This is a genomic window from Streptomyces scabichelini (assembly GCF_011045015.1).
In the GTDB taxonomy this organism is placed as follows: Bacteria; Actinomycetota; Actinomycetes; order Streptomycetales; family Streptomycetaceae; genus Streptomyces; species Streptomyces scabichelini.
This window is the reverse complement of the sequence record NZ_JAAKZY010000032.1, coordinates 1-24,759: the sequence shown is the minus strand read 5'-3', so window position 1 is coordinate 24,759 and position 24,759 is coordinate 1. Positions and strand designations below refer to the sequence as shown.

The window sequence follows — 24,759 nt, the reverse complement described above, 5'->3', positions numbered from 1 at the left end:
CTCCCCCATCGCCCCTACCTGGAGGTTCCATGCACTCGACCGCGGAGCTCATCGGCGCCGCCGCCGGACTCGTCGGCCTCAGCATCCTGACGCTGCTCAGCGTCCGCAGCATCAGCCGCCGCTGATCGCCGGAAGACCGCGGGCGACCGTGCACGGGGGTGCCCTCCGCGGACTGCGCGTGTGTAGCTTGGGCATCGGTCTGAGACCCTGTTCAGCCTGAGCAGTAACTCCATGAGCAGTAACAACTGACACCGGAAGGACGGTCGTGCACATCGTCATCATGGGCTGCGGGAGAGTGGGTTCCGCTCTCGCCCAGACCCTGGAGCAACAGGGGCACACGGTCGCCGTGGTCGACCAGGACCCCACAGCCTTCCGACGACTGGGCTCCGGGTTCGGCGGCCGTCGTGTCACCGGTGTCGGCTTCGACCAGGACACCCTGCGGGAGGCGGGCATCGAGGAGGCGGGCGCCTTCGCCGCCGTCTCCAGCGGGGACAACTCGAACATCATCGCCGCCCGGGTGGCCCGCGAGATGTTCGGCATCGAGAACGTCGCGGCGCGCATCTACGACCCGCGCCGCGCCGAGGTCTACCAGCGCCTGGGCATCCCGACCGTCGCCACCGTCCGCTGGACCGCCGACCAGATGCTGCGCCGGCTGCTGCCGTCGGGTGCCGAGCCGCTGTGGCGCGACCCCACGGGCGGGGTGCAGCTCGCCGAGGTGCACGCGTCGACGGAGTGGGTGGGGCAGCGGATCAGCAAGCTCCAGGAGGAGACCGGTGTGCGCGTGGCCTTCCTCACCCGCCTGGGCGAGGCGGTCCTGCCGTCCTCCCAGACGGTGTTGCAGGAGGGCGACCTGGTGCACGTGATGATGCGTACGGACGACGTGGACAAGGTCGAGGCGGCGTTCGCCAAGGGCCCTGACGAGGAGGGCGGTCACTGATGAGGGTCGCCATTGCCGGTGCCGGTGCGGTGGGCCGCTCGATCGCGGGCGAACTGCTGGAGAACGGGCACGAGGTCCTGCTGATCGACAAGGCGCCGACCGCCATCTCGGTCGAGCGCGTACCGCAGGCGGAGTGGCTGCTGGCCGACGCCTGCGAGATCACTTCGTTGGACGAGGCGGCGCTCCAGCGCTGCAACGTGGTGATCGCCGCGACGGGCGACGACAAGGTCAACCTGGTCGTCTCACTGCTCGCGAAGACCGAGTACGGCGTCCCGCGCGTCGTCGCCCGCGTCAACAACCCCAAGAACGAGTGGCTGTTCAACGAGTCCTGGGGCGTGGACGTGGCCGTGTCCACCCCCCGTCTGATGTCGGCGTTGGTCGAGGAGGCGGTGAGCGTCGGCGACCTGGTCCGCCTGCTGCGCTTCAGCCACGGCGACGCCAACCTGGTCGAGCTGACCCTCCCGCCGGAGTCCGCCCTCGCCGGCACCCAGGTCGGCGAAGTGGAATGGCCCGAGGACACGTCCCTGGTCACCATCATCCGCGGCACCCGCGTCCTGACGCCCACCCCCGACGACTCCCTGGAAGCAGGCGACGAGCTGCTGTTCGTAGCGGCCCAGGCCCGCGAGGAGCAGCTGGAGGACCTGTTGTCGGTGCGGCGGGAGGATGCGGTGGGCTAGTTCGCTCGCGTACGAGGATGGGGCGCCCGGAGCATGCCGGGCGCCCCATCCTTACGTCTGCGAGCCTGACTCCGGGTGCGACCAGCGCCCCGTAAGGGGCGCGGGGAACTGCGCGACCAGCCACGACGAACCGGCAGTGTGGAGCCGAACGCACAGCCCCTGCGCCCAGGGGAGGACTCAGCTCTTGCGGTGCCTGGCACCCAGTTCCGCGGCGGAGCCGGTCGCGGAGCCGGCCGTGCGCTGGCGCTCGCGCTCCTCCTCGGCCTTCTCCGCGGCCTCCATCTCCGCGAACACGTCGATCGGCGCGGGCGCCTTCGCCAGAAAGACCCAGGTGAGATAGACGGCGAGGAGGAACGGCGGGATCTTCAACGCGATCAGGACCCAGCCGAACTGCGTGGTGTCGGCCCACCAGTACAGCGGGAAGAGGATCGCGCACTTGGCGAGGAGGATCAGGCCCCAGGCCCAACTCGCCTTCGCGTACGCCTTCTTGCGGCCCGGGTTGCGGGTGCGCCAGGAGAGGTTCTCCTTGAAGACCGGGCCGAGGATCAGGCCGATCAGCGGGACACCGGCGAGCGTCGTGATGATGTAGGCGAGGGCCAGGCCGAGGGTGTAGAGCATGCCCGGCAGGTAGAAGTCCTTGGCGTTGCCGGTCATCATCGCGAAGACCACGCCGAAGGCCACACCGAAGACGCCGCTGAAGGCGTGCTTGACGGTGTCCTTCATGACCAGACGGACCACGACGAGCAGCACGGAGACGCCGAGGGCCGCGATGGCCGCCGAGTGAAGGTCCTTGTTGATCGTGTAGATCGTGACGAAGAGCAGTCCCGGCAGGACCGTCTCGATCATGCCCCGCAGACCGCCGAACGCCTCGAAGAGCGCGGCCTCCGTCACCGCCCGCGAATCGCGTTGGGCGTCTTCGGTCGGCTTGTCGAGCGACGTCACCGGCTACTCCCGTCCGAGGGGTCTGAGTTCGTATTTCGGATTGAACAGCACCCGGCGGCCCCGGCTCATCGAGATCCGGCCCGATGCGATCAGCTTGCGCCCCGGTTCGATCCCCACGATGGAGCGCCTGCCGAGCCACACCACGTCCAGGGCGGCCGAACCGTCGAACAGCTCGGCCTCCAGGGCCGGGACACCGGCCCTCGGGCGCAGGGTGACCGTGCGCAAGGTACCAGTAACGGTGACTATCTGTCGGTCATGTGCGTCACCGATGCGCGTACATCCGGTGGTCTCGGTGTCCTCGCGCAGCTCCTCGGACTCCAGGTCCTCCTGCGACGAGGAGAGCCGGTCGATCATCCGCCGGAACCGGCCGGCCGGCTTTTCGGAACGAGGAACAGCACCCATGTCTGAAGCGTACCGGGGGCCGCTGACAGCCATGTACCCCCTGAACCTACCCACTAGAACTAACGCTCGAACCGATAACCCATCCCCGGCTCCGTGATGCCGCATCCCCCGGGGGACACCCCCCGGACCCCCGGCCGACGCTCGGCTCACCTCTCGAACCGATACCCCATCCCCGGCTCCGTGATGAAGTGCCGCGGATGCGAGGGGTCGCTTTCCAGCTTGCGGCGGAGCTGGGCCATGTAGACGCGCAGGTAGTTGGTCTCGGTGCCGTACGAGGGCCCCCAGACCTCCTGGAGCAGCTGCTTCTGGCTGACCAGGCGGCCCGTGTTGCGCACCAGCACCTCCAGGAGGTGCCACTCCGTGGGGGTCAGGCGTATGTCGCGGCCTGCCCGGTTGACCTTCTTGGCGGACAGGTCGACCGTGAAGTCCTCGGTCTCCACGATCATGTCGTCCTCACCGCCCCCGGTGGGCTCGGCGCGGCGGACGGCGGCCCGCAGCCGGGCGAGCAGCTCGTCCATGCCGAAGGGCTTCGTGACGTAGTCGTCGGCGCCCGCGTCGAGGGCTTCGACCTTCTCGTCGGAGGAGTGCCGGGCGGACAGCACCAGGATCGGTACGCGGGTCCAGCCGCGCAGTCCCTTGATCACCTCGATGCCGTCCATGTCGGGCAGCCCCAGGTCGAGCACGATCACGTCGGGGTGGCGGGCGGCCGCGAGCTGAAGCGCGGTGGTGCCGTCGGGGGCCGCGTCCACCTCGTACTTGCGTGCCTTGAGGTTGATCACGAGGGCCCGGGTGATCTGCGGCTCGTCGTCGACCACGAGGACGCGCGTCATGAAGCCTGCCTTTCCGGTTGTGCGAGTTCTGCCAGTCGTCCGGGACGGGAGGGACCCGCCCGGACGGTGAGCACCATGGTGAGGCCGCCGCCGGGGGTGTCCTCGGCGTCGAGGGTGCCGCCCATGGCCTCGGCGAAGCCGCGGGCGACCGCGAGCCCGAGGCCCACACCGGCGCCGCGCGGAGCATCCCCGTAGCGCTGGAAGGGCGCGAAGATACGGTCCTTCGCCTCGTCCGGGACTCCTGGGCCGCGGTCCACCACACGCACCTCCACCCGGTCGCCGAGCGTGCTGGCGGCGACCAGCACCGCCTCCCCGTCAGGGCTGTACTTCACGGCGTTCTCGACGATGTTGGCGACCGAGCGCTCCAGCAGGCCCGGGTCGACGGCGACCATCGGCAGGGTCTCCGGGATCTCCAGTTCGACACTGTCCTCGGGTACGCCGCCCAGCGCCATCGGGACCACCTCGTCGAGGTCGATCTCGCGGATCAGCGGGGTGACGGTGCCGGTCTGGAGCCGGGACATGTCGAGCAGATTGCCCACCAGGTGGTCGAGCCGGTCCGCGCCCGCCTCGATGCCCTCCAGGAGTTCGGCCTCGTCCTCCTCCGACCAGGCCACGTCGTCGGACCGCAGGGACGACACGGCGGCCTTGATGGCGGCCAGGGGCGTTCGCAGGTCGTGGCTGACGGCGGCCAGCAGGGCCGTACGGATGCGGTTGCCCTCGGCGAAGGTGCGGGCCTGCTCGGCCTCCTGCTGAAGGCGCTGGCGGTCCAGGACCACGACGGCCTGGGCGGCGAACGCGGCGAGCACCCGGCGGTCCTCGGCGGGCAGCACCCGGCCGGACAGCGCGAGCGCCATGTGGTCGCCGACCGGCATGTCCACGTCCGCGTCCTCCGGCAGGACCGGCGGATGCGGGCCGACGCCGGCCGCGCAGGTCCAGGGCTCGACGTCGCTCTCGCGCTCCAACAGCGCCACCGACTCCATCCCGAAGGTCTCGCGGACCCGCTCCAGGAGGGCGTCCACACTGGTCTCGCCGCGCAGCACGCTGCCCGCAAGGAAGGAGAGGATCTCCGACTCGGCGCGCAGCCGGGCCGCCTGATGCGTACGCCGGGCGGCCAGGTCCACCACCGACGCCACCGACACGGCGACGGCCACGAAGATCACCAGGGCGACGATTTTCTTCGGGTCGGCAATGGTGAGCCGGTGCAGCGGCTCGGTGAAGAAGTAGTTCAGCAGCAGGGAACCGAATGCCGCCGCGGCCAGCGCCGGGAGCAGTCCGCCGAGCAACGCCGCCGCGACGGTCAGCGTCAGGAACAGCAGCATGTCGTTGGCGAGGCCGAGGTCCGTTTCGATGTGCGTCAGCAGCAGGCTCATCAGGGCCGGGCCCACCAAGCCCGTCAGCCAGCCCCAGATGATCCGGGACCGTCCGAGCCGCGCACCCCGGGCGACCGGCAGGCCGCGCCCCTTGCCGACCTCGTCGTGCGTGATGAGGTGGACGTCGAGGTCGGGGCCGGACTCGCGTGCGACCGTGGCGCCGACGCCGGGCCCGAAGACGTACTGCCATCCCTTCCGGCGGGACACTCCCAGCACGATCTGCGTGGCGTTGACGCCCCGCGCGAACTCCAGCAGCGCCGAGGGGATGTCGTCCCCTATGACGTGGTGGAAGGTTCCGCCCAGGTCCTCGACGAGGGTGCGCTGGACGGCCAGTTCCTTGGGCGAGGCGGACGTCAGGCCGTCGCTGCGCGCGATGTAGACCGCGAGCACCTCGCCACCCGCGCCCTTCTCGGCGAGCCGGGCGGCGCGGCGGATCAGCGTCCGGCCCTCCGGACCACCCGTCAGCCCGACCACGATGCGTTCGCGGGCCTGCCAGGTGGAGCGGATGCCGTGCTCGCCCCGGTACTGCTGGAGGTACTCGTCGACCCGGTCGGCGACCCAGAGCAGGGCCAGCTCGCGCAGGGCGGTGAGGTTGCCGGGACGGAAGTAGTTGGAGAGGGCCGCGTCGACCTTGTCCGGCTTGTAGATGTTGCCGTGCGCCATGCGGCGACGCAGCGCCTGCGGCGACATGTCGACCAGCTCGATCTGGTCGGCCCGGCGCACCACTTCGTCGGGGACGGTCTCCCGCTGTCGTACGCCGGTTATCGACTCGACGACGTCACCGAGCGACTCCAGGTGCTGGATGTTGACCGTCGAGACCACGTCGATTCCGGCCGCGAGCAGTTCCTCGACGTCCTGCCACCGTTTGCCGTTGCGTGAACCGGGGACGTTCGTGTGGGCCAGCTCGTCGACGAGGGCCACCTGGGGGCGCCGGGCCAGCACCGCGTCCACATCCATCTCGGTGAAGACCGAGCCCCGGTACTCCAGCTCCCGGCGCGGCACCACTTCCAAGCCGTGCAGCATCACCTCGGTGCGCGGCCGGGCGTGATGCTCCACGAAGCCCACGACACAGTCCGTGCCCCGCTCGACGCGGCGATGCGCCTCGGACAGCATCGCGTACGTCTTGCCGACGCCCGGCGCCGCGCCGAGATAGATCCGAAGCCTGCCGCGTCCCATGGTCCCATTGTCTTCCGGTAACAAGCGCATACGCTGCGTCGACCTTACGGCCAATCATTACGGCCCAAGGCACGGAAGGCGGGGCCGGAGGCGACCTTGACGCAACCCTGATGCGTGCCTGGTGCCCGCCGGAAGCGCCTGCCTCCGGCGCTTCGCGATCAGTGCTCGACGATCTCGCCGTCGCTCAGCTCCAGGACCCGGTCGGCCAGGTCGAGGAGCGCCGCGTCATGCGTGGCGACGAGCGCGGTGACCTGCTCGCTGCGGACGACCGCGCGCAGCAGCTCCATCACGGCGATACCGGTCTCCGCGTCAAGCTGGCCGGTGGGTTCGTCGGCGATGAGGAGAGAGGGCTTGTTGGCGAGAGCGCGGGCGATGGCCACGCGCTGCTGCTGGCCGCCGGAGAGCTCACCAGGCCGCTGCGCCGCGTGGTCGGCGAGACCGACCAGGGCGAGCAGCAGCTCGACGCGCTCCTCGCGCTCGCGCGGATCGGCCCGGCGCAGCCGCATCGGGACGCCCACGTTCTCGGCGGCCGTCAGGATCGGGATGAGCCCGAAGGACTGGAAGACGAACCCGATATGGTCCCGGCGCAGCCGAAGCAGCCCGTCCTCACCGAGCCCGGACAGATCGAGCCCGTCCACGGTGATCCGTCCCTCGTCCGGCTCGTCGAGCCCGCCGACGAGGTTCAGCAGCGTCGTCTTGCCGGACCCCGAGCGGCCCTTGAGAGCGACGAGTTCACCGCGCGGCACGTCGAAGGAGACCCCGCGCAGGGCGTGCACGGCGGTGGCTCCCGTCCCGTACGAACGGTGGACGTTCTCGACGCGCACCATGGTGTCGGTGGCGACCGCACCGCTCCCGTTCATGAGTCTCTCCCCCGTCGGCCGGGCGCCAGTATGGTCACCGGACACCCGGCCCGGCAATGGGGCGCCTCGGGTTGTGCATCGGCGGACCAGCGGTATCGGCCAGACCGGAGGCCCAGAGGCCCAGAGGCCCGGAGCTCCAGAGGCCCGGAGGCCTCACGACAACCGGGGGCCTCACACGACAATGGGCCGCACCCCGGTGGAGGTGCGGCCCCTGGCGTGAATCCGCGTCTACCGGACCTCGGTGATCTCCGGTCCGCGCTGCAGCTGCCCCATGCCTCCGGAGAAGCGGGAACCGGCCTGCTCCTCCTGCTGGACATTCTCGGCGACCATCTGCGCGTCGTCCGGCAGCTTCAGCACGATCGGGTCGCGCGGGGCCATCGGGCCCTCACCGCGGACGACCACCGTGTCCCGGAAGATCTGCTCGAGCAGCCCTGCGGCCTGCGGCTGCACCGCGCCCTGTCCGGAGATCACTCCGCGCAGGAACCAGCGGGGACCGTCCACACCGACGAACCGCACGACCTGGAAGCCGCCGGTCCCGTCCGGCAGCTGCACCGGCACCTGGGCGCGCAGCTCCCAGCCCAGCGGGCCTTCGACCTCGTCGATGACACCGCCCTGCTGGGTGATGCCGGTGGCGATCTCCTCGCGTACCTCGCCCCAGATGCCCTCGCGCTTGGGGGCGGCGAAGGCCTGCAGCTGGACGGCGCTGTCCTTCAGGACCACCGTGGCCGCGACGATCGCGTCGCCCGCGACCTCCACGCGCAGTTCCATGCCGTCGACCCCGGGCACGAAGAGGCCGCCCAGGTCGACCCGGCCCTCGGCCGGATCGCGGATCTCCGTGCTGTCCCAGGGGCCGTCGGGGCGCGGCTCGGGCTCGAGCCGTACCCGCTCCTGCTCCACGTCGTCCGCCTCAGTGTCGACTTCCTCAGAAACGCGGTCGACCTGCTCGGCCTCGCTCGCCGCGTCCTCGGCGGCACTGACCTTCTTGCGACGTCCGAACACGTCACTGTCCTTCCCGGTCGGATACGACCGAAGCGTATCGATTCCCACCCGTAGTGCCGTCCACGGCGGCATGCCCGCCGGTGGACCCGAAGCCCCCTGCGGCCCGTGTCGAGTCGGGAAGCTCCGCCACCTCATGGAAGCGCACCTTCTCGACCTGCTGAACGACCAGTTGGGCAATCCGGTCGAAGCGCTCGAACCGCACGGACTCGCGCGGGTCGAGATTCACCACGATCACCTTGATCTCCCCACGGTACCCGGCATCCACCGTCCCCGGGGCATTCACGAGGGCGACACCGCAGCGGGCGGCGAGGCCGGATCGCGGGTGCACGAAGGCCGCGTACCCCTCGGGGAGCGCGATGGACACTCCGGTCGGGAGAACGGCCCGTTCACCGGGCGCGAGCTCATGACTTTCGGTCGTCCGCAGATCCGCACCTGCGTCGCCGGGGTGCGCGTATTCCGGAAGCGGTACGTCCGGATCGACGCGCCGGATCAGCACATCAACAAAAGTGGGGGTCACGGGTTCACCTCGAAGGCGCGGGCGCGCCGGATCTGGTCCGGGTCGTTCATGGCCGCCTGGATCTCCTCCTGGCGGCCGTTGTCGATGAAGTGGTCGACCTTCACCTCGATGAAGAGGGCGTCCGCGCGGACCGCGACAGGTCCCTCGGGGCCGCCGATCCGGCCGGTGGCCGTGGAGTAGATCTTCCGTCCGGCCACCGCGGTGACCTCGGCCTCCAGGTGCAGCACGGTGTCCACGGGGACGGGCCGCACGAAGTCGGTCTCCAGACGGCCGGTCACCGCGATGGTCCGCAGCAGCCAGTTCAGCGAGCCGAGCGTCTCGTCGAGCGCGCTCGCGAGGACGCCGCCGTGGGCGAGGCCGGGCGCGCCCTGGTGTGCGGCGCTGACGGTGAACTCGGCGGTGATCTTGACGCCTTCGCCCGCGCGGGCCGCCAGGTGCAGTCCGTGCGCCTGTCCGCCGCCGCAGCCGAAGCAGTGCTCGTAGTGCGCGCCGAGCAGCTCGCCGGGGGCGGGGGCGTCCGGGTGCCGCACCGGCGCCACGGCGTCGGCCGGGGGCCGCAGGGTCGAAGAGGTACCACTCACAGGCGCAGACCTTACCTCCGCGTCAGCGGCCCGTACGCACCGTGGCAGGCTTGGCCTCATGCAGCTCTCCGCCTCGCCCTACGAAGAACGTCTGACCGCGCCCCGCTCCTGGTGGCTGATCTGCTTCCTGGTCGGCGTCTCGATGGCGCTCATCCTGCTGCCGTTCGGCGTGCTGCCCCTGCTGGGCGGCCTGGCGGGCGGTACCGCGGTATCGGCGGTGGTGGCCAGTTCGTACGGCTCGGTCCGTATCCGTGTGGTGGGCGACTCCCTGATCGCGGGCGACGCGAAGGTCCCGGTCGCGGCCCTGGGCGAGGCCCATGTGCTCGACGCCGAGGAGGCGCGCGCCTGGCGCACGGTCAAGGCGGACACGCGCGCCTTCATGCTGCTGCGCGCCTACGTCCCCACGGCCCTGCGGGTGGAGGTCACGGACCCGGCGGACCCGACGCCGTACCTGTACCTGTCCACGCGGGAGCCGGAGCGTCTGGCTGCGGCACTGGACGCGGCACGGGCTGCGTAGGTCTTTTCGGCCGGCCGCCGCGAGGGCTCAGTCCCCCAGTTCCTTGGGGTTCTTGCCCATGTCCAAGGGTTCGGCGGGCTTCTCCAGAGGTGGCAGCGCGGGCAGGGCGTCCCAGGGAACCTGCACCTTACGGAGGTCCTGGCGGATCCGCTCCGCGAGTCTTCTGGTCTCGCGGCGGTTCATCACCGCCCCGACGGCCGCGCCCACGAGGAACGGCGTGAGGTTCGGCAGGTTCCTGATCGTCCGCTTCATGATCCGCTGGCGCAGCTCGCGCCTCATCCGGGCCCCGAGAGCCGCGTTCAGCGTCGACGGCTTGGTCACATCGATGCCGCGTTCCTCGGACCACGAGTTCAGATACGTGGTCGAACGCTGTGTGAGATTGCCGGGTGGCCGTCGGCCGTAGACCTCGTACAGCTCGGCGATCAGCTTCAGTTCGATGGCGGCGACGCCGGTGATCTCGGCGGCCAGCTCTGTGGGCATCGCCGGCGGTACAGGCATCATCGCGGCGGCGCCGACTCCCGCGCCCACCGTCGAAGTCCCTTTGCACGCACCCGAGACCAGCTTGTCCGCAAGCTGCTCGGGTCCCAGGTCCGGGAACTGTTTCCGGAGCGTCGCGAGGTCCCGTACGGGGATACGCGGGGCGTTCTCGATGATCCGTTCGGTGACGTACGTCAGGCCCGCCCTGGCCCGGCTGCGTCCCCGGCGGACTCCTTCCCGCACCCCGTGTCCGACGGCGGCTGCCCGCCGCTTGGCGACAGGCGCCTTCTTGTCCGCCACCTCGAGGGCACCGGTGGCGCCTGTCGCGTTCGCCGCTTCGAGCGAGGCCTCCCGGCCTCGCTCGTCGTCATGTACGCCGTCCGACGAAGACGGACCGGCCGCTCCCTGGTCGTGGATACGGCGCTTCCAGGGCGGGGTCGAGCCAGTCACGGCCGACCCTGCCTCAGTCGCAGTCGCGGCAGATCGGCTGGCCGTTCTTCTCGCGGGCCAGCTGGCTGCGGTGGTGGACCAGGAAGCAGCTCATGCAGGTGAACTCGTCCTGCTGCTTCGGCAGCACCCGGACGGCCAGCTCTTCGTTCGAGAGGTCCGCGCCGGGCAGCTCCAGGCCTTCGGCGGCCTCGAACTCGTCTACGTCGACCGCCGAAGTCGACTTGTCGTTCCGGCGAGCCTTCAGTTCCTCAAGGCTGTCCGAGTCGACGTCGTCGTCGGTCTTGCGTGGGGTGTCGTAATCCGTTGCCATGTCGCTCTCCCCCTCTGGGTGTCTGTGGTGTCTCCAGCGCACGTAACGCGTGAGAGGCCGGACTTGTGCCCGACCTGAGGCGGAGATTTTGCCTCACATCAAGGTCTGTTACTCAATCGACACCCAACCGGACTCCTCAAGAGTGATCGGCTTGGATGGCGAACGGGACCGTACACGGTCCTAATACCGCACTTCAAAGGCGTCTCACCTGTACTTCCCGTGATCAAGACCCTCGAAAACCCGGACTTTCCCGGCTTTCCGGAAGCTTCCTTGATCACGGAGAGTAGATGGCCAGAAATTCGCCCCTGTGATCGATCACACATGAATCTCCTGGGTCGCTGCCCCGAAAATTCCGCGCAAAGCGAACATCGCCGTGTGTCGGCGACATGTTCTCAGATGGGCAGGGTTACTCGCATCACCAGCCCGCCCCCTTCTCGCGGCTCAGCGGTGATGTGCCCGCCGTGGGCACGGGCCACCGACCGGGCGATCGACAGGCCGAGGCCCACGCCCTTGTCGCTGCCCGTCCGCTCGGTCCTCAGCCGCCGGAACGGCTCGAAGAGGTTGTCGATCTCGTAAGCCGGCACCACGGGCCCGGTGTTGGACACCACGAAGACCGCCTGACCGTGCTGGGCCTCCGTCGTCACCTCGACCCAGCCGCCCTTCGGCACGTTGTACCGGACGGCGTTCTGGACGAGGTTCAGGGCGATCCGCTCCAGGAGAACGCCATTGCCCTGGACGACCATGGGAGCCCGCTCTCCGCGGATCTCCACGCCGTTCGCGTCCGCCTCGGCGCGCACCTGGTCGATGGCCTGCGAGGCGACCTCGGCGAGGTCGACCGCCTTGCGCTCGATGATCTGATTGTCGCTGCGGGCGAGCAGCAGCAGCCCCTCGACGAGCTGCTCGCTGCGCTCATTGGTCGCGAGCAGGGTCTTGCCGAGCTGCTGCAGCTCCACGGGTGCCCCCGGATCGGACAGATGAACCTCAAGGAGCGTGCGGTTGATCGCCAAGGGCGTACGCAGCTCGTGCGAGGCGTTCCCGACGAACCGCTGCTGGGCCGTGAACGCCCGCTGCAGGCGCTCCAGCATGTCGTCGAAGGTGTCCGCCAGCTCCTTCAGCTCGTCGTCCGGACCGTCCAGCTCGATACGGCGCGAGAGGTCCGAGCCGGCCACCGCGCGCGCGGTGCGGGTGATCCGGCCGAGCGGCGCCAGGACGCGGCCCGCCATCGCGTACCCGAAGGCGAAGGCGATCACGGCGAGGCCGAGCAGGGCCAGGAGCGAGCGGCTGAGCAGGTTGTCCAGGGCGTGCTGGCGCTGCTCGTTGACGCAGTCGTTCATGGCGCTGTTGAACTCGCTGGGCGAGGCCTGGGTCGGCAGGTTGCAGGTCTCGCTGGTGACCTTGCCCTCGACGATTTTGAAGGGCAGGTCACTGCCGACGTCCAGGGCCTGGGCGGCGAGGAGATAGATGATCGACAGCAGCAGGATGCCGGCGATCAGGAACATCCCGCCGTACAGCAGCGTGAGCCTTATACGGATGGTCGGGCGCAGCCAGGGAAACGGCAGTTCCGGCCCCCGGGGGTCCCAGGTGGGCTTCGGGGGCGTCTTCGGGGGTGCGGGTGTCGTGGCCACCACGGATCAGATCCGGTAGCCGGAGCCCGGCACGGTCACGATGACCGGGGGCTCTCCGAGCTTGCGGCGCAGGGTCATCACCGTGACGCGTACGACGTTGGTGAACGGGTCGGTGTTCTCGTCCCAGGCCTTCTCCAGGAGCTGCTCGGCGGAGACGACGGCGCCCTCGCTGCGCAGCAGCACCTCCAGTACGGCGAACTCCTTGGGGGCGAGCTGGATCTCCTTGCCGTCCCGGAACACCTCGCGGCGGTTGGGGTCCAGCTTTATGCCGGCCCGCTCCAGGACGGGCGGCAGCGGCACGCTCGTACGACGGCCGAGGGCACGCACGCGTGCCGTCAGCTCGCTGAACGCGAAGGGCTTGGGGAGATAGTCGTCGGCGCCGATCTCCAGTCCCTCGACACGGTCACTGACGTCTCCGGAGGCCGTGAGCATCAGCACGCGCGTGGGCATGCCGAGCTCGACGATCTTGCGGCAGACGTCGTCGCCGTGCACCAGCGGGAGGTCACGGTCGAGGACGACCACGTCGTAGTCGTTGACGCCGATGCGCTCCAGGGCGGCCGCACCGTCGTACACGACGTCGACGGCCATGGCCTCCCGGCGCAGTCCGGTGGCCACCGCATCGGCGAGCAGTTGCTCGTCCTCGACGACGAGTACGCGCACGTCGCTTGTCCTTCCTCTGTCCACCCGCGTAGCGCGCTTTCGGCGCACACGGGCGGGTTCTGTCCGGGGGTGAGACCTCCATCCTGCCCTTTTCGGCCATAAGTCGGCTGTAAGGCGGGTGAGAGCGGGGTGAGAGGACCGGGAATGCGAGATTTTCTCTTCCGGTTGAGGTTTCCGCGGAAGGGAGTGCGGGGAGGACGGCTTTACACCCCGCGATCACGCTCTGCATGTGGCACACCACCATGTGGTACGCCACCGGCCGCTTCCGCAGAGCGGACGTGGGTGTCCGGCGCCGTCGCCGCCCAGCACGGGCAGCGCTGGGCATCCTCAGGAGACGTGATCGCCCCTTCCGAACGGCACACCCCCGTGCCACCGACCCACGACCCAGGACGAGGGGGCGCAGCATGGACGCATTCACCGCAGGACTTCTGCAGCGCATAAAGGCGACCGAGTCCGACCTCACGCGGGCTCGCGAGACCGGCGACGACTTCCTCGCCGAGGTCGAAGAGGCCGAGCTCGACGACCTCCGCCGCCTTGCCGCCGAGCACGGTGTGGAGGTCGGCGCGTCGCGCGTCTGATCAGCTCGTAAGAGCGGGCCCCGGCAGATCCAGGCCGGGGCCCGCCTCTTTTTTAGGCTCGGTTCGCCTCCGGGGCGCCCCTTCGGCTCACTCGCTGCCGCTGTTGTACGCGGTGTCAGCCGGAGGGAGTTGCGCCGGTGGTCCGTACCTCAGTCGTGCCAGGCGCCCAGCTCGTCCAGGCGGGTCTGGAGCGGCTCGAAGAGGTCGGGCGGGGCCGCGACGGTCAGGTCGGGCGAGAGCGGCTCTCCGGGGCGGCCACCGGTGAGCGCGCCCGCCTCCCGGGCGATCAGGTCACCGGCCGCGTAGTCCCAGGGGTTCAGTCCCCGCTCGTAGTACGCGTCCAGGCGGCCCGTCGCCACATCGCACAGGTCGATCGCCGCCGAGCCGCCGCGGCGGATGTCCCGCACCTGCGGGATCAGCTGCCGGACCACCTCCGCCTGCCGGGACCGGCGCTCGGCGAGATAGCCGAAGCCGGTGCCGACGAGGGCAAGACCGAAGGCGGGGGTGGGCCGCACGCGCGCGGGACGGTCGTTCACGTACGCGCCCTCGCCCAGGACGGCCCGGTAGGTCTCGCCGCGCATGGGGGCGTACACCACGCCGACGACCGTCTCGCCGTCCTTGCGGACCGCGATCGAGACGGCCCAGCTGGGCAGCCCGTACAGGTAGTTGACGGTTCCGTCGAGCGGGTCGATGACCCACTGGACGCCGCTGCTGCCCTGGACGCTGGCGCCCTCCTCGCCGAGCACCCCGTCGTCCGGCCTGAGGTCGGCGAGCAGACCGGTGATCAGCTTCTCGGAGGCGATGTCCATCTCGGTGACGACGTCGGCGGCGCTGGTCTTGGTCGCGGCGACGCCGAGGTCGTCGGGGCGGCCGTCGCGCAGGAAGGCGCCCGCGTGGTGCGCCGCGTCGAGCGCGATCTGCAGGAGTTCGGCCCTGAGCAGGTCCGGCTGCTCTGGCTGGTCGGTCACGGTGCTCCTCAGGCGTACGGGCTGTCGGCGCCCGCGGCGGCGGGCTTCGGGGCGCGGGCGGGGCAGCAGCCCACGGGGCACAGGTCGTGGCTCGGCCCCAGGGCGCCGAGGGCGCAGGGCGTCACGTCCCGGCCGCTCTCGGCCGCGGCCCGCTCCACGACGAGCTCGCGGATCGCGGCGGCGAACCGCGGGTCGGCGCCCACGGTGGCCGAGCGGCGCACCGGCAGCCCCAGCTCCTCTGCCTTGGCCTTTGCTTCCGTGTCGAGGTCGTACATGACCTCCATGTGGTCCGAGACGAACCCGATGGGCGCCATCACGACGGCCGGCACCCCGGCGCCGTGCAGCTCTTCCAGGTGATCGCAGACGTCCGGCTCCAGCCACGGGATGTGCGGGGCACCGGAGCGGGACTGGTAGACGAGCTGCCAGGGGTGGTCGGTCCCGGTCTCCTCGCGCACGGCGTCGGCGATCAGCCGCGCGACGTCCAGGTGCTGCTTCACGTACGCGCCGCCGTCGCCGTGGTCCTCGACGGGCCCGGAGGTGTCCGCCGACGCCGTCGGGATCGAGTGGGTCGTGAACGCCAGGTGCGCGCCCGCGCGGACGTCCTCGGGGAGGTCGGCGAGGGACTTCAGGACGCCGTCGATCATGGGCCGCAGGAAGCCGGGATGGTTGAAGTAGTGCCGCAGTTTGTCGACCTTCGGCAGCTCCAGGCCCTCTGCCTCCAGGGCCGCGAGCGCGTCGGCGAGGTTCTCGCGGTACTGGCGGCAGCCCGAGTACGAGGCGTACGCGCTGGTGGCGAGGACGAGGATGCGGCGGCGGCCGTCGGCGACCATCTCGCGCAGGGTGTCCGTCAGATACGGCGCCCAGTTCCGGTTGCCCCAGTACACGGGCAGGTTCAGGCCGTGGTCCGCGAAGTCCTTGCGGAGGGCGTCCAGGAGAGCGCGGTTCTGGTCGTTGATGGGGCTGACCCCGCCGAACAGGAAGTAGTGCTGCCCCACTTCCTTGAGGCGTTCCCTGGGGATGCCTCGTCCCCGCGTCACGTTCTCCAGGAACGGCACCACGTCGTCGGGGCCTTCGGGGCCGCCGAACGAGAGCAGGAGCAGGGCATCGTACGGATGGGCATCGAGCGCGTCTGGCATGTCTTTGATCCTGCCACCCGTCGCTGACAGCCGGGAAACGGCGGTACGACAGGCCCGTGATCGGTGGTCCGGGCCTGCGGTCGGTGGGCCGGGGATCATCTGGCCCGTAAGCTGTATCAGCTACATTCGCGCCTTACCGGATCCTCACCGGAGACCCCGTGCCCAGCCCCTACCGCGCCCTGTTCGCCGCCCCAGGCTCCACGGGCTTCTCCGCCGCGGGCTTCCTCGGCCGGATGCCGCTGTCGATGATGGGCATCGGCGTGGTCACGATGATCTCCCAGCTCACCGGGCGGTACGGCCTCGCGGGCGCCCTCTCGGCAACCCTCGCGCTGTCGGCCGCGGTGCTCGGCCCGCAGATATCCCGACTCGTGGACCGGCACGGGCAGCGGCGCGTCCTGCGGCCCGCGACACTGTTCGCTCTCGCCGCGGCCGCCGGGCTGCTGCTGGCCGCGCACTTCGACTGGCCGGACTGGGTGCTGTTCCTGTGCTCGGCCGGCATCGGCTGCGTACCCAGCATCGGCGCTATGACCAGGGCGCGCTGGGCGTATCTCTACCGCGACAAGCCGGAGTTGCACACCGCCTACGCCTTCGAGTCCGTCGTCGACGAGATCTGTTTCATCTTCGGGCCGATCATCTCGATCGGTCTGTCCACGGTCTGGTTCCCGGAGGCCGGTCCGCTCCTGGCGGGCTGCTTCCTTGCCGCCGGTGTGTTCTGGCTGACGGCCCAGCGCGCGACCGAGCCCCCGCCGCATCCGCGCGAGCACGACACAGGCGGCTCCGCCCTGCGCTCGCCCGGACTCCAGGTCCTGGTGGCGACCTTCGTGGCGACGGGAGCGATCTTCGGCGCCGTCGACGTGGTCACGGTCGCCTTCGCCGAGGAAGAGGGCCACAAGGCGGCCGCCAGCGTCGTGCTGGCCGTGTACGCGGCGGGCTCCTGCGTGGCGGGAGCCGTGTTCGGGCTGCTGCACTTCACGGGGGCGCCCGCCCGCAGGTGGGTGCTGGGCATCTGCACCATGGCCGTGAGTATGATCCCCCTCCTACTGGTCGGAAACTTGCCGTTCCTGGCCGTGGCGCTGTTCGTCGCGGGCCTGTCCATCGCACCGACGATGATCACGACGATGGCCCTCGTCGAACGGCACGTACCACGCGCGAAGCTGACCGAGGGCATGACCTGGGTGAGCACCGGTCTTGCGGTCGGGGTCGCGCTCGGCTCCTCCGTCTCCGGCTGGGTGATCGACGCCGCCGGGGCGCGGGCCGGGTACGGGGTTCCGGCGGTCGCCGGGGCCGTCGCGGTCGCGGTGGGTTTCCTGGGGTATCGCCGGCTCAGCAGGCCGGTTCCGCAGCGGGGAGGGACCCATGAGCAGCACAGCGAGCGGGAAGAGCGGCACGTGGCGTAACTGGGCGGGCAACGTCTCCGCCCGTCCCGTACGGGAGGTCACGCCCGCCTCCGTCGAGGAGCTCTCCGCCGCTGTGCGCAAGGCCGCCGAAGACGGCCTGAAGGTCAAGGCCGTCGGCACCGGGCACTCCTTCACGGCCGTCGCCGCGACCGACGGCGTGCTCATACGTCCCCAACTGCTCACCGGCATCCGCAAGATCGACCGCGAGGCGGGCACGGTCACCGTGGAGGCGGGCACCCCGCTGAAGCGGCTGAACGTGGCCCTGGCCCGCGAGGGACTGTCGCTCACGAACATGGGCGACATCATGGAGCAGACGGTTTCCGGCGCGACCAGCACCGGCACCCACGGCACCGGCCGGGACTCGGCGTCGATCGCCGCCCAGATCAAGGCACTTGAACTGGTGACGGCCGACGGCTCCGTGCTCACCTGCTCCGAGAAGGAGAACCCCGAGGTCTTCGCGGCCGCCCGCATCGGGCTCGGCGCCCTGGGCGTCGTCACCGCGATCACCTTCTCCGTAGAGCCCGTTTTTCTGCTCACGGCCCGTGAAGAGCCGATGAGCTTCGACCAGGTCACGAGCACCTTCGACGAACTCTTCGCGGAGAACGAACACTTCGAGTTCTACTGGTTCCCGCACACGGACAACTGCAACACCAAGCGCAACAACCGCAGCGCCGGCCCGGAGAGGCCGATCGGCAGGATCAGTGGCCTCTTCGAGGACGAGTTCCTTTCCAACGGCGTCTTCCAGGTGGCCAGTTCCGTGGGCCGGGCCGTGCCCGCGACCATCCCGGCGATCGCGAAGATCGCCAGCCGCGCCCTGTCCGCCCGCACGTACACCGACATTCCCTACAAGGTCTTCACTTCCCCGCGCCGGGTGCGTTTCACAGAGATGGAGTACGCGGTCCCGCGTGCGGCCCTCGTGGAGACGCTGCGCGAGCTGAAGGCCATGGTCGACCGCTCTCCGCTGCGCGTCAGCTTCCCCGTCGAGGTGCGCACGGCGCCCGCGGACGACATCACGCTCTCCACGGCGTCCGGCCGGGACAGCGCGTACATCGCGGTCCACATGTACAAAGGCACGCCGCACCGGGCGTACTTCACGGCGGCCGAGCGGATCTTCACCGCGCACGAGGGCCGCCCGCACTGGGGCAAGCTGCACACGCGCGACGCCGAGTACTTCTCCGGGATCTATCCGCGCTTCGGCGAGTTCACCGCCCTCCGGGACCGGCTCGACCCGGACCGGCGCTTCGGAAACGACTACTTGCGGCGGGTGTTGGGGGCGTAGCCGGGCGGGGGCCAACCAACGGAGGCCAACCAGCGGTCGCCAACTTCGTGAGAACGGTGGAGGCTTGGCGCAAAGTGATTGGCTCCGCTTGTGGTGGTTCCGTGAAGACCGCCACGCACCGTGGTCATCGAAAAGGCGTTCCCGGTGGCCAACTCCCGACCCTCGCGAGAAGTTGGGCGGCGTGCCGATCCACGCAGGTGGCCCGAATGGAGTACTGTTGCGAGCCCTGGGTCCGGACACCCGCCAGGGCGTCCGGGGCCTTCCAGGACCGCCGTGAGGGGGCTCGTTGCACAGGGTGACGGAGTTTGTCACTTAGCGTTGCGAATAGGTAACCGTGCCATAACGGCGTTCCAGGGCCCGCGCCCGACACGCCGGGCAACTCGGCAAGGTTGTGGCAGGCTGCACCCGGGCAGGCCACACTCGACTAGCGGAAGCAGCGACGCACGTGACGTCGGCAGGCACCACCCGGGAGGTCCCCATGCCCGAACTGCGTGTCGTGGCCGTCTCTAACGACGGCACACGGCTGGTGCTGAAGGCTGCGGACAGCACGGAGTACACGCTTCCGATTGACGAGCGTCTGCGCGCCGCCGTACGCGGCGACCGTCCCCGCCTCGGCCAGATCGAGATCGAGGTGGAGAGCCATCTCCGCCCCCGAGACATCCAGGCGCGTATACGCGCAGGCGCCTCCGCCGAAGAGGTCGCCCAACTCGCCGGCATCCCCGTCGATCGCGTACGCCGCTTCGAGGGCCCCGTGCTCGCCGAGCGCGCCTTCATGGCGGAGCGGGCCAGGAAGACCCCGGTCCGCCGGCCCGGCGAGACCACCGGTCCCCAGCTCGGCGAGGCGGTGCAGGAGCGGCTGCTGCTGCGCGGCGCCGACAAGGAGACCGTGCAGTGGGACTCGTGGCGCCGCGACGACGGCACCTGGGAGGTCCTGCTCGTCTACCGGGTCGCGGGTGAACCGCACTCGGCGAGCTGGACGTACGACCCGCCGCGGCGGCTCGTACAGGCCGTGGACGAGGAGGCGCGCTCGCTGATCGGCGAGTCCGACGACGATCTCGCCTCGCCCGAGCCCAGCTTCCCGTTCGTGCCGCGCATCGCCCGGCTGCCGCGCGACCGCGAACGCCCGATGGACCGCGCTCTGGAGCGCCAGACGGAACGTCCCGTCCTGCCGTCTCCCTCGCCCGAGCCCGCGGAGGAGACCATCAACGGCGAGCGTGACTCGCTCACCAGCCTCCTGGAGGCGGTGCCGAGCTTCCGCGGTGACATGGTGGTGCCCGAGCGCCCCACGACAGCCCCGGAGCGTCCCGCCGCGGAGGAGGAAGAGCCCGTCCCGGAGCCCGATGAGGAGGAGCCTCCGGCTCCCGCGGCCTCGGCCGGTTCGGCGTACGCCGATGTCCTCATGCCGCGTTCGGTGGCCAGCCACCGCGAACGGCTGGTCGGCTCCACCGACCGCCAGGCCGAGGCGGACGGTGTCCGACCGGGACGCAGAGCGGCCGTGCCGAGCTGGGACGAGATCGTCTTCGGGACGCGTCGCAAGAAGCAGGAATAGGAAGCGGGAGATGTACGCGACTGGGGCTCGCACCACTTTGGTGCGAGCCCTTTTCGCTGCCGCGCGGCTACTGCGGGTCGGGCCCCGTCGCGACGGGGCGGCTGCCGTCCGCCGACCACTGCGACCACGAGCCCGCGTACAGCGCGGCCGGAATGCCCGCGATCTCCAGCGCGAGGACCTCGTGGGCGGCGGAGACGCCCGAGCCGCAGTAGACGCCGACCTCGGAAGTCCCGGTCGCACCCAGGGACTTGAAGCGGTCGGCGAGTTCGGCGGCCGGGCGGAAGTGGCCGGATTCCGTCACGTTCTCCGTGGTCGGTGCCGAGACCGCGCCGGGGATGTGGCCGCCGATCCGGTCGATCGGCTCGACGTCGCCCCGGTAGCGCTCGGCGGCGCGTGCGTCGAGGAGCAGGCCGGTGCGGGCCAGGCCCGCGGCCGCGTCCGCGTCGAGGAGCGGCAGCGCGCCGGGCGACGGTACGAACGTACCGGCGACCGGAGAGGGAGCGCCGGCCTCGATCGGGCCGTCCCAGGCCGCGAGGCCGCCGTCAAGGACACGCACCGACGGGTGACCCGTCCAGCGCAGCAGCCACCACGCGCGCGCGGCGGCCCAGCCGAGCCCGCCGTCGTACACGACGACGTCCCGGTCCGTACTGACCCCGGCCGCCCGCATGGCCGCCCCGAAGACCTGCATGTCCGGCAGGGGATGCCGGCCGCCCGCCCCGGCCGGAGCGGCGAGTTCCGAGTCCAGGTCCACATAGACGGCCCCTGGGATGTGCCCCTCCTCGTACGCGGAGCGCAGGTTCGGGCCGCCGAGTTGCCAGCGGATGTCGAGTACGACCGGCGGGTTCTGCCCCGCCAGGTCACTCGCGAGTTCGGCTGCGGAGATGATGGCGTTCATGTCCACCATCCTTACGTACGGGGTGGCCGCATCGTCCAGGTCCGACTACTCTGCTCCGCCGGACCGGCCCGAGCACGGGGCGTACGGGCCCGGCCACACGCTGTACAGCCGATCGACACCACCAGGCAACCATGGGGATACGGATGGGATACAGCAAATCGGGCACCCTGCAGCCATACGCCGCCTGTCCGCGGCGCGGCGGGTCGCGCGTTCGGAAGCGGAAGTGAAGTGGCAGGCGCCCCGAGGCGCCGGGGAAAGAGTGACGATGACCGAGTCACGGGGGTCGGCCGGCCTGAACGGCACCGCGTACGCACCCGGCACACCCTGCTGGGTGAGTCTGATGGTGCACGGGATGGCCTCGACCCAGGAGTTCTACGGAGCACTGTTCGGCTGGAAGTTCCAGCCGGGTCCTCAGCAACTCGGCCCGTACGTACGGGCCGTGCTCGACGGCCATGAGGTGGCCGGGATCGGGCAGTTGCCGCCCGACCGCCATCTGCCCATCGCCTGGACGCCCTATTTCGCCTCGGACGATGTGGATGTGACGGCGGAATCGATTCGGTACTGCGGTGGCACGGTCGGCGTCGGCCCCCTGGACGCCGGGGATGCCTGCCGCCTGGCCATCGCCTCCGATTCCTCGGGGGCCGTCTTCGGCATCTGGCAGGCCCTGGCACACCTCGGCACGGGGATCACCGACGTACCCGGCACGCCCACCTGGAACGAGCTCGTCACGCGCGACACCGCGAGGGTCGCCAAGTTCTACCAGACGGTCTTCGGCTTCGAGGAAGAGCGGGTCGTCACGGCGAACTCCGACTACCTCACCCTGCACATCGAGGGCCGCCCGGTCGCCGGCATCCACGGCGTGGGCAGCGCCCTGCCCCGTGACCGAGGCCCCCACTGGATGACGTACTTCGAAGTCGCCGACGTGGACGCCTCCCTGACCGATGTCATCGACCTCGGCGGCCACGTCCTGAAAACCCCCCGCGACACCCCGCACGGCCGCATCGCCAGGGTCGCGGACCCGGAGGGGGCGGTGTTCTCCCTCGTACGCACGAACCACTGAGCACGGCTGCGTTTTCTACGCGGTTTCTACGCGGCGTTCTGTGCGGCGAGAGCGAGTTTGCGGTGGGTGCGGACCATCATGGCGCGGGCCATGAAGGGGTGGACCCTTTTCACGGCACCCCAGTAGAGCCTGGAGCGCCATGCGTTCGTCTTCACCGAGCTGCAGAGGGTGACGTACTTCTCGTCGATGACGATCGAGGCCCAGGCGTCGAGACCGGCTGTGCTCACGTCCATGAGTGCCTCGCCGTCCTGCTGCGCCTTGATCGGGAAGGCGTCACGCAGGATGCCCGTCCAAGCCGCCGGATCGCGCGGCATTCCGGGCCGCAGCTCCATGGCGTACGCGTCCTGATAGTCGGGCCGGTCCACGGCTGTCCTGATCAGTCGGGCTCCTTCAGGAAACCCCACCGCTACGGGCTTGTCCTTGAGCATCACGTACCTCCATACGCTGGCGTATGGTCAACCATACGGTAGCGTATGGACATGGTGCAACGGCAGCAGACCAAGAAGGCCAGGCTCAGCGCCCGCGACTGGGCGGATGCCGCGCTCGCCGCCCTTGGCGAAGGCGGCGGCCTCGCGGCGGTGGCGGTCGAGCCGCTCGCTGCCCGCCTCGGTGCCACGAAGGGCAGCTTCTACTGGCACTTCGGCAATCGCGAGGCACTGATCGAGGCTGCGCTCGCCCGCTGGGTCGAGGCCAACACCGAGGAGATCATCGCGGCCGTGGAGACCGAGCCGGACCCCGAGAAGCGTCTGCGCAGACTGTTCACCGAGGTCACCAAACCGGCCACCGCCGATCCGCTCGAACTCTCACTGCTCGCCAGCACCGACCACCCTCAGGTCGCCGCCGCACTGCGGCAGGTCACCGAGCGCCGGATCGGCTACCTGGCCGGGCTCTTCACCGAACTCGGCTTCGCCGAGGACGAGGCGCGGCGGCGCGGGCTGATGGCGTACAGCTTCTATCTGGGGCACACCCAACTCGGCCATGCCGTGCCGTCCGCGCTGCCTTCACGCGAGGAGTTCCCCGCGTACTTGGAGGAGACGATGGATGCACTTCTCCGACGCGAATAGCACGGTTACATCGCTAAGCGGCCTCAGCGCCGCGCCCCGTAAGGGGCGCGGGGAACTGCGCGACCAGCCCCCACCTGCCCGCAGGTTTTCACCGTTCCCCCAGCGGAGCGCTTACGCCGCGCTCGTCTCCGGTGTGAGCAGGCCCAGTTCGACCGCGTGCACTCCGGCCTGGAAGCGGGACACCGCTCCCAGCTCCTGCATCAGCTCGGCGACATGACGGCGATAGGTGCGGACCGAAAGGCCGAGGCTCTGGGCGGCGGCCTCATCGGTGTTCCCCGAGGTGAGGCAGCGAAGTACCTGGCGGGCGATCTCGGTCCGGCCGCGCGCGGAGACCCGGCGGTAGCTCCGTGCAGGTGTCGCACTGGACCAGGCGCCGGTGAACAGGGTGTCCAGCGCCCGCAGCACCATCGGGACGCGGATGGTCACGGCCTGCGGGCCTGCCACTCCGAACTCGGCACGCATCAGGGCCATCCGCCCGTCCACGATCAGTACCTCCTGGTGCTGATGCGCCGAGATCCTGACGTCGAAGGCCGGCCGTGGGGGCAAGGAGGCCAGGTGACGCCGGACATTGCGGTCGTCGAGGATCCCCGGACCGCCGAGCACTCGGACTCCGACACCGGCGGCGGAGATCTCACGCAGCATGTCGAGAAGGCCACTCAGGGCCTCCGACATGGCCACCCGGCACGGCAGTGCGAGCGAGACCGAGCGCCGCGCGGTGGAGATCAGTCGCTCGGCGCTCCGCCGGATCCGCTCGTTGCTGGGATCGGTCACCACCGTCAGCGCGCCCTGGTTGCCGCCTGCGCGGCGCCGGGTCTTGGAGACCGCGTCGTCGACCAGTGCCCGCATCTGGAGCAGCGTCTGCTCCAGTTCGTCCCCCATGTTCGTCTCTCCTGTTCGGTCATCGTCGACGCGACTGCGCGCCGGTCTGTGCTGGTGTGGTCAGTTCTTGATCTCGCAGATCGTGGCGCCGGAGGTGAGGGAGGCACCGACGTCGGCGGAGAGACCGTTGATCGTGCCGGTCTTGTGGGCGTTGAGGGGCTGTTCCATCTTCATGGCCTCCAGAACGACGACCAGGTCGCCCTCCTTGACCTCCTGGCCCTCCTCGACGGCGACCTTGACGATGGTGCCCTGCATCGGAGAGGCGAGGGTGTCGCCGGAGGCGGCGGGGCCGGACTTCTTCGCCGCGCGACGCCTGGGCTGGGCGGTCGGCGCCGAATCTGTACGGGATGCGGGCAGGGAGACCTCCAGGCGCTTGCCGCCGACCTCGACGACGAGCGTCTCGCGACCGGGTTCCTGCGCGGTTTCTGTGGGGGTGGGGGCGGTGAAGGCCGGGATGTCATTGACGAACTCGGTCTCGATCCAGCGGGTGTGGACGGTGAACGGGTCGCTGGTGAACGCCGGGTCCGCGACGACCGCCCGGTGGAAGGGGATGGCGGTGGCCATGCCCTCGACCTGGAATTCGGCCAGTGCGCGGGCGGCCCGCTGCAGCGCCTGCTCACGGCT

The 24,759-nt window shown here is 70.1% G+C and carries 27 protein-coding genes; 9 read left to right on the top strand and 18 right to left on the bottom strand.

What is annotated here, in order from left to right; genetic code table 11:
• Nucleotides 1–265 precede the first annotated feature (265 nt).
• A complete protein-coding gene (locus G5C60_RS12970; protein WP_165258349.1) occupies nt 266–937 on the top strand; it encodes an NAD-binding protein in 672 nt (223 codons plus the stop codon).
• A complete protein-coding gene (locus tag G5C60_RS12965; protein ID WP_165258347.1) occupies nt 937–1,614 on the top strand; it encodes a potassium channel family protein in 678 nt (225 codons plus the stop codon). Before G5C60_RS12970 ends, G5C60_RS12965 begins: the two co-directional genes overlap by 1 nt.
• A gap of 177 nt (nt 1,615–1,791) precedes the next feature.
• Here G5C60_RS12965 and G5C60_RS12960 read toward each other — a convergent pair whose 3' ends face one another.
• From G5C60_RS12960 to G5C60_RS12925, 8 genes are all read right to left on the bottom strand, one after another.
• A complete protein-coding gene (locus tag G5C60_RS12960; protein ID WP_165258345.1) occupies nt 1,792–2,556 on the bottom strand; it encodes a DUF3159 domain-containing protein in 765 nt (254 codons plus the stop codon).
• Between the two features lie 3 nt (nt 2,557–2,559).
• Nucleotides 2,560–2,958, bottom strand: a complete 399-nt coding sequence (locus tag G5C60_RS12955) for an OB-fold nucleic acid binding domain-containing protein (protein ID WP_165258343.1) — start codon at nt 2,956–2,958, stop codon at nt 2,560–2,562.
• Between the two features lie 146 nt (nt 2,959–3,104).
• Entirely contained in the window at nt 3,105–3,788 is a 684-nt protein-coding gene (locus G5C60_RS12950; protein WP_165258340.1) for a response regulator, read from the bottom strand.
• Entirely contained in the window at nt 3,785–6,334 is a 2,550-nt protein-coding gene (locus G5C60_RS12945; RefSeq protein WP_165258338.1) for a sensor histidine kinase, read from the bottom strand. Before G5C60_RS12945 ends, G5C60_RS12950 begins: the two co-directional genes overlap by 4 nt.
• Before the next feature lie 158 nt (nt 6,335–6,492).
• Complete coding sequence (locus G5C60_RS12940; protein WP_165258336.1) at nt 6,493–7,194, bottom strand: ABC transporter ATP-binding protein; 702 nt, start codon at nt 7,192–7,194, stop codon at nt 6,493–6,495.
• Nucleotides 7,195–7,422: 228 nt separating this feature from the next.
• Nucleotides 7,423–8,193, bottom strand: a complete 771-nt coding sequence (locus G5C60_RS12935; RefSeq protein WP_165258334.1) for a DUF3710 domain-containing protein — start codon at nt 8,191–8,193, stop codon at nt 7,423–7,425.
• A gap of 1 nt (nt 8,194) precedes the next feature.
• Nucleotides 8,195–8,689, bottom strand: coding sequence for a dUTP diphosphatase (gene dut / locus G5C60_RS12930; protein ID WP_165258422.1), 495 nt, complete (start codon nt 8,687–8,689; stop codon nt 8,195–8,197).
• Nucleotides 8,690–8,706: 17 nt separating this feature from the next.
• Complete coding sequence (locus tag G5C60_RS12925) at nt 8,707–9,291, bottom strand: hotdog domain-containing protein (RefSeq protein ID WP_165258332.1); 585 nt, start codon at nt 9,289–9,291, stop codon at nt 8,707–8,709.
• 58 nt (nt 9,292–9,349) lie between these two features.
• Here G5C60_RS12925 and G5C60_RS12920 point away from each other — a divergent pair, with 58 nt between their 5' ends.
• The gene (locus tag G5C60_RS12920) at nt 9,350–9,808 is read left to right on the top strand and encodes a DUF3093 domain-containing protein (RefSeq protein WP_165258330.1); all 459 of its coding nucleotides are present in this window, start codon (nt 9,350–9,352) and stop codon (nt 9,806–9,808) included.
• A 27-nt stretch (nt 9,809–9,835) separates the two neighbouring features.
• Here G5C60_RS12920 and G5C60_RS12915 read toward each other — a convergent pair whose 3' ends face one another.
• The 4 genes from G5C60_RS12915 to G5C60_RS12900 all read right to left on the bottom strand — a co-directional run bounded on the left by G5C60_RS12915 (nt 9,836) and on the right by G5C60_RS12900 (nt 13,330).
• Nucleotides 9,836–10,735 (bottom strand): hypothetical protein, encoded by a 900-nt coding sequence (locus tag G5C60_RS12915; protein WP_338145802.1) that lies wholly within the window; start codon nt 10,733–10,735, stop codon nt 9,836–9,838.
• A 13-nt stretch (nt 10,736–10,748) separates the two neighbouring features.
• On the bottom strand, nt 10,749–11,045 hold the full coding sequence (locus G5C60_RS12910) for a DUF4193 domain-containing protein (protein ID WP_005481602.1): 297 nt from the start codon (nt 11,043–11,045) through the stop codon (nt 10,749–10,751).
• Nucleotides 11,046–11,437: 392 nt separating this feature from the next.
• The gene (locus G5C60_RS12905; protein WP_165258418.1) at nt 11,438–12,670 is read right to left on the bottom strand and encodes an ATP-binding protein; all 1,233 of its coding nucleotides are present in this window, start codon (nt 12,668–12,670) and stop codon (nt 11,438–11,440) included.
• Nucleotides 12,671–12,676: 6 nt separating this feature from the next.
• Nucleotides 12,677–13,330 carry a response regulator transcription factor gene (locus tag G5C60_RS12900; RefSeq protein WP_165258328.1) on the bottom strand — a complete coding sequence of 218 codons (654 nt, stop codon included), beginning with the start codon at nt 13,328–13,330 and terminating at the stop codon, nt 12,677–12,679.
• 404 nt (nt 13,331–13,734) lie between these two features.
• Here G5C60_RS12900 and G5C60_RS12895 point away from each other — a divergent pair, with 404 nt between their 5' ends.
• Nucleotides 13,735–13,908 (top strand): hypothetical protein, encoded by a 174-nt coding sequence (locus G5C60_RS12895; protein ID WP_165258325.1) that lies wholly within the window; start codon nt 13,735–13,737, stop codon nt 13,906–13,908.
• Between the two features lie 149 nt (nt 13,909–14,057).
• On the opposite strand, the gene G5C60_RS12890 is transcribed toward G5C60_RS12895, so the two are convergent.
• Together G5C60_RS12890 and G5C60_RS12885 are read right to left on the bottom strand one after the other, a co-directional pair.
• The gene (locus G5C60_RS12890; protein ID WP_165258323.1) at nt 14,058–14,876 is read right to left on the bottom strand and encodes an inositol monophosphatase family protein; all 819 of its coding nucleotides are present in this window, start codon (nt 14,874–14,876) and stop codon (nt 14,058–14,060) included.
• A gap of 8 nt (nt 14,877–14,884) precedes the next feature.
• Entirely contained in the window at nt 14,885–16,012 is a 1,128-nt protein-coding gene (locus G5C60_RS12885; RefSeq protein WP_165258321.1) for a ferrochelatase, read from the bottom strand.
• A gap of 158 nt (nt 16,013–16,170) precedes the next feature.
• Between G5C60_RS12885 and G5C60_RS12880 the strand changes: the two genes are divergently transcribed.
• The 3 genes from G5C60_RS12880 to sepH all read left to right on the top strand — a co-directional run bounded on the left by G5C60_RS12880 (nt 16,171) and on the right by sepH (nt 20,237).
• Nucleotides 16,171–17,409: an MFS transporter gene (locus G5C60_RS12880; RefSeq protein WP_165258319.1), complete on the top strand. Its 1,239-nt coding sequence runs from the start codon at nt 16,171–16,173 to the stop codon at nt 17,407–17,409.
• The gene (locus tag G5C60_RS12875) at nt 17,369–18,688 is read left to right on the top strand and encodes a D-arabinono-1,4-lactone oxidase (protein ID WP_165258317.1); all 1,320 of its coding nucleotides are present in this window, start codon (nt 17,369–17,371) and stop codon (nt 18,686–18,688) included. Before G5C60_RS12880 ends, G5C60_RS12875 begins: the two co-directional genes overlap by 41 nt.
• A 478-nt stretch (nt 18,689–19,166) precedes the next feature.
• Entirely contained in the window at nt 19,167–20,237 is a 1,071-nt protein-coding gene (gene sepH / locus G5C60_RS12870; RefSeq protein ID WP_165258315.1) for a septation protein SepH, read from the top strand.
• Nucleotides 20,238–20,304: 67 nt separating this feature from the next.
• Here the strand turns inward: sepH and G5C60_RS12865 are convergent, their stop codons facing one another.
• The gene (locus tag G5C60_RS12865) at nt 20,305–21,132 is read right to left on the bottom strand and encodes a sulfurtransferase (RefSeq protein WP_165258313.1); all 828 of its coding nucleotides are present in this window, start codon (nt 21,130–21,132) and stop codon (nt 20,305–20,307) included.
• A 265-nt stretch (nt 21,133–21,397) separates the two neighbouring features.
• Between G5C60_RS12865 and G5C60_RS12860 the strand changes: the two genes are divergently transcribed.
• Complete coding sequence (locus tag G5C60_RS12860; RefSeq protein ID WP_165258311.1) at nt 21,398–22,192, top strand: VOC family protein; 795 nt, start codon at nt 21,398–21,400, stop codon at nt 22,190–22,192.
• A gap of 26 nt (nt 22,193–22,218) precedes the next feature.
• Here G5C60_RS12860 and G5C60_RS12855 read toward each other — a convergent pair whose 3' ends face one another.
• Complete coding sequence (locus tag G5C60_RS12855) at nt 22,219–22,620, bottom strand: DUF2867 domain-containing protein (protein ID WP_165258309.1); 402 nt, start codon at nt 22,618–22,620, stop codon at nt 22,219–22,221.
• A gap of 45 nt (nt 22,621–22,665) precedes the next feature.
• Here G5C60_RS12855 and G5C60_RS12850 point away from each other — a divergent pair, with 45 nt between their 5' ends.
• Nucleotides 22,666–23,256, top strand: coding sequence for a TetR/AcrR family transcriptional regulator (locus tag G5C60_RS12850; protein WP_165258307.1), 591 nt, complete (start codon nt 22,666–22,668; stop codon nt 23,254–23,256).
• A gap of 111 nt (nt 23,257–23,367) precedes the next feature.
• Here the strand turns inward: G5C60_RS12850 and G5C60_RS12845 are convergent, their stop codons facing one another.
• Together G5C60_RS12845 and G5C60_RS12840 are read right to left on the bottom strand one after the other, a co-directional pair.
• A complete protein-coding gene (locus G5C60_RS12845) occupies nt 23,368–24,135 on the bottom strand; it encodes a helix-turn-helix transcriptional regulator (protein WP_165258305.1) in 768 nt (255 codons plus the stop codon).
• Nucleotides 24,136–24,195: 60 nt separating this feature from the next.
• A partial coding sequence (locus G5C60_RS12840) for a biotin/lipoyl-containing protein (RefSeq protein ID WP_165258303.1) occupies nt 24,196–24,759 on the bottom strand: 564 nt, incomplete at its 5' end.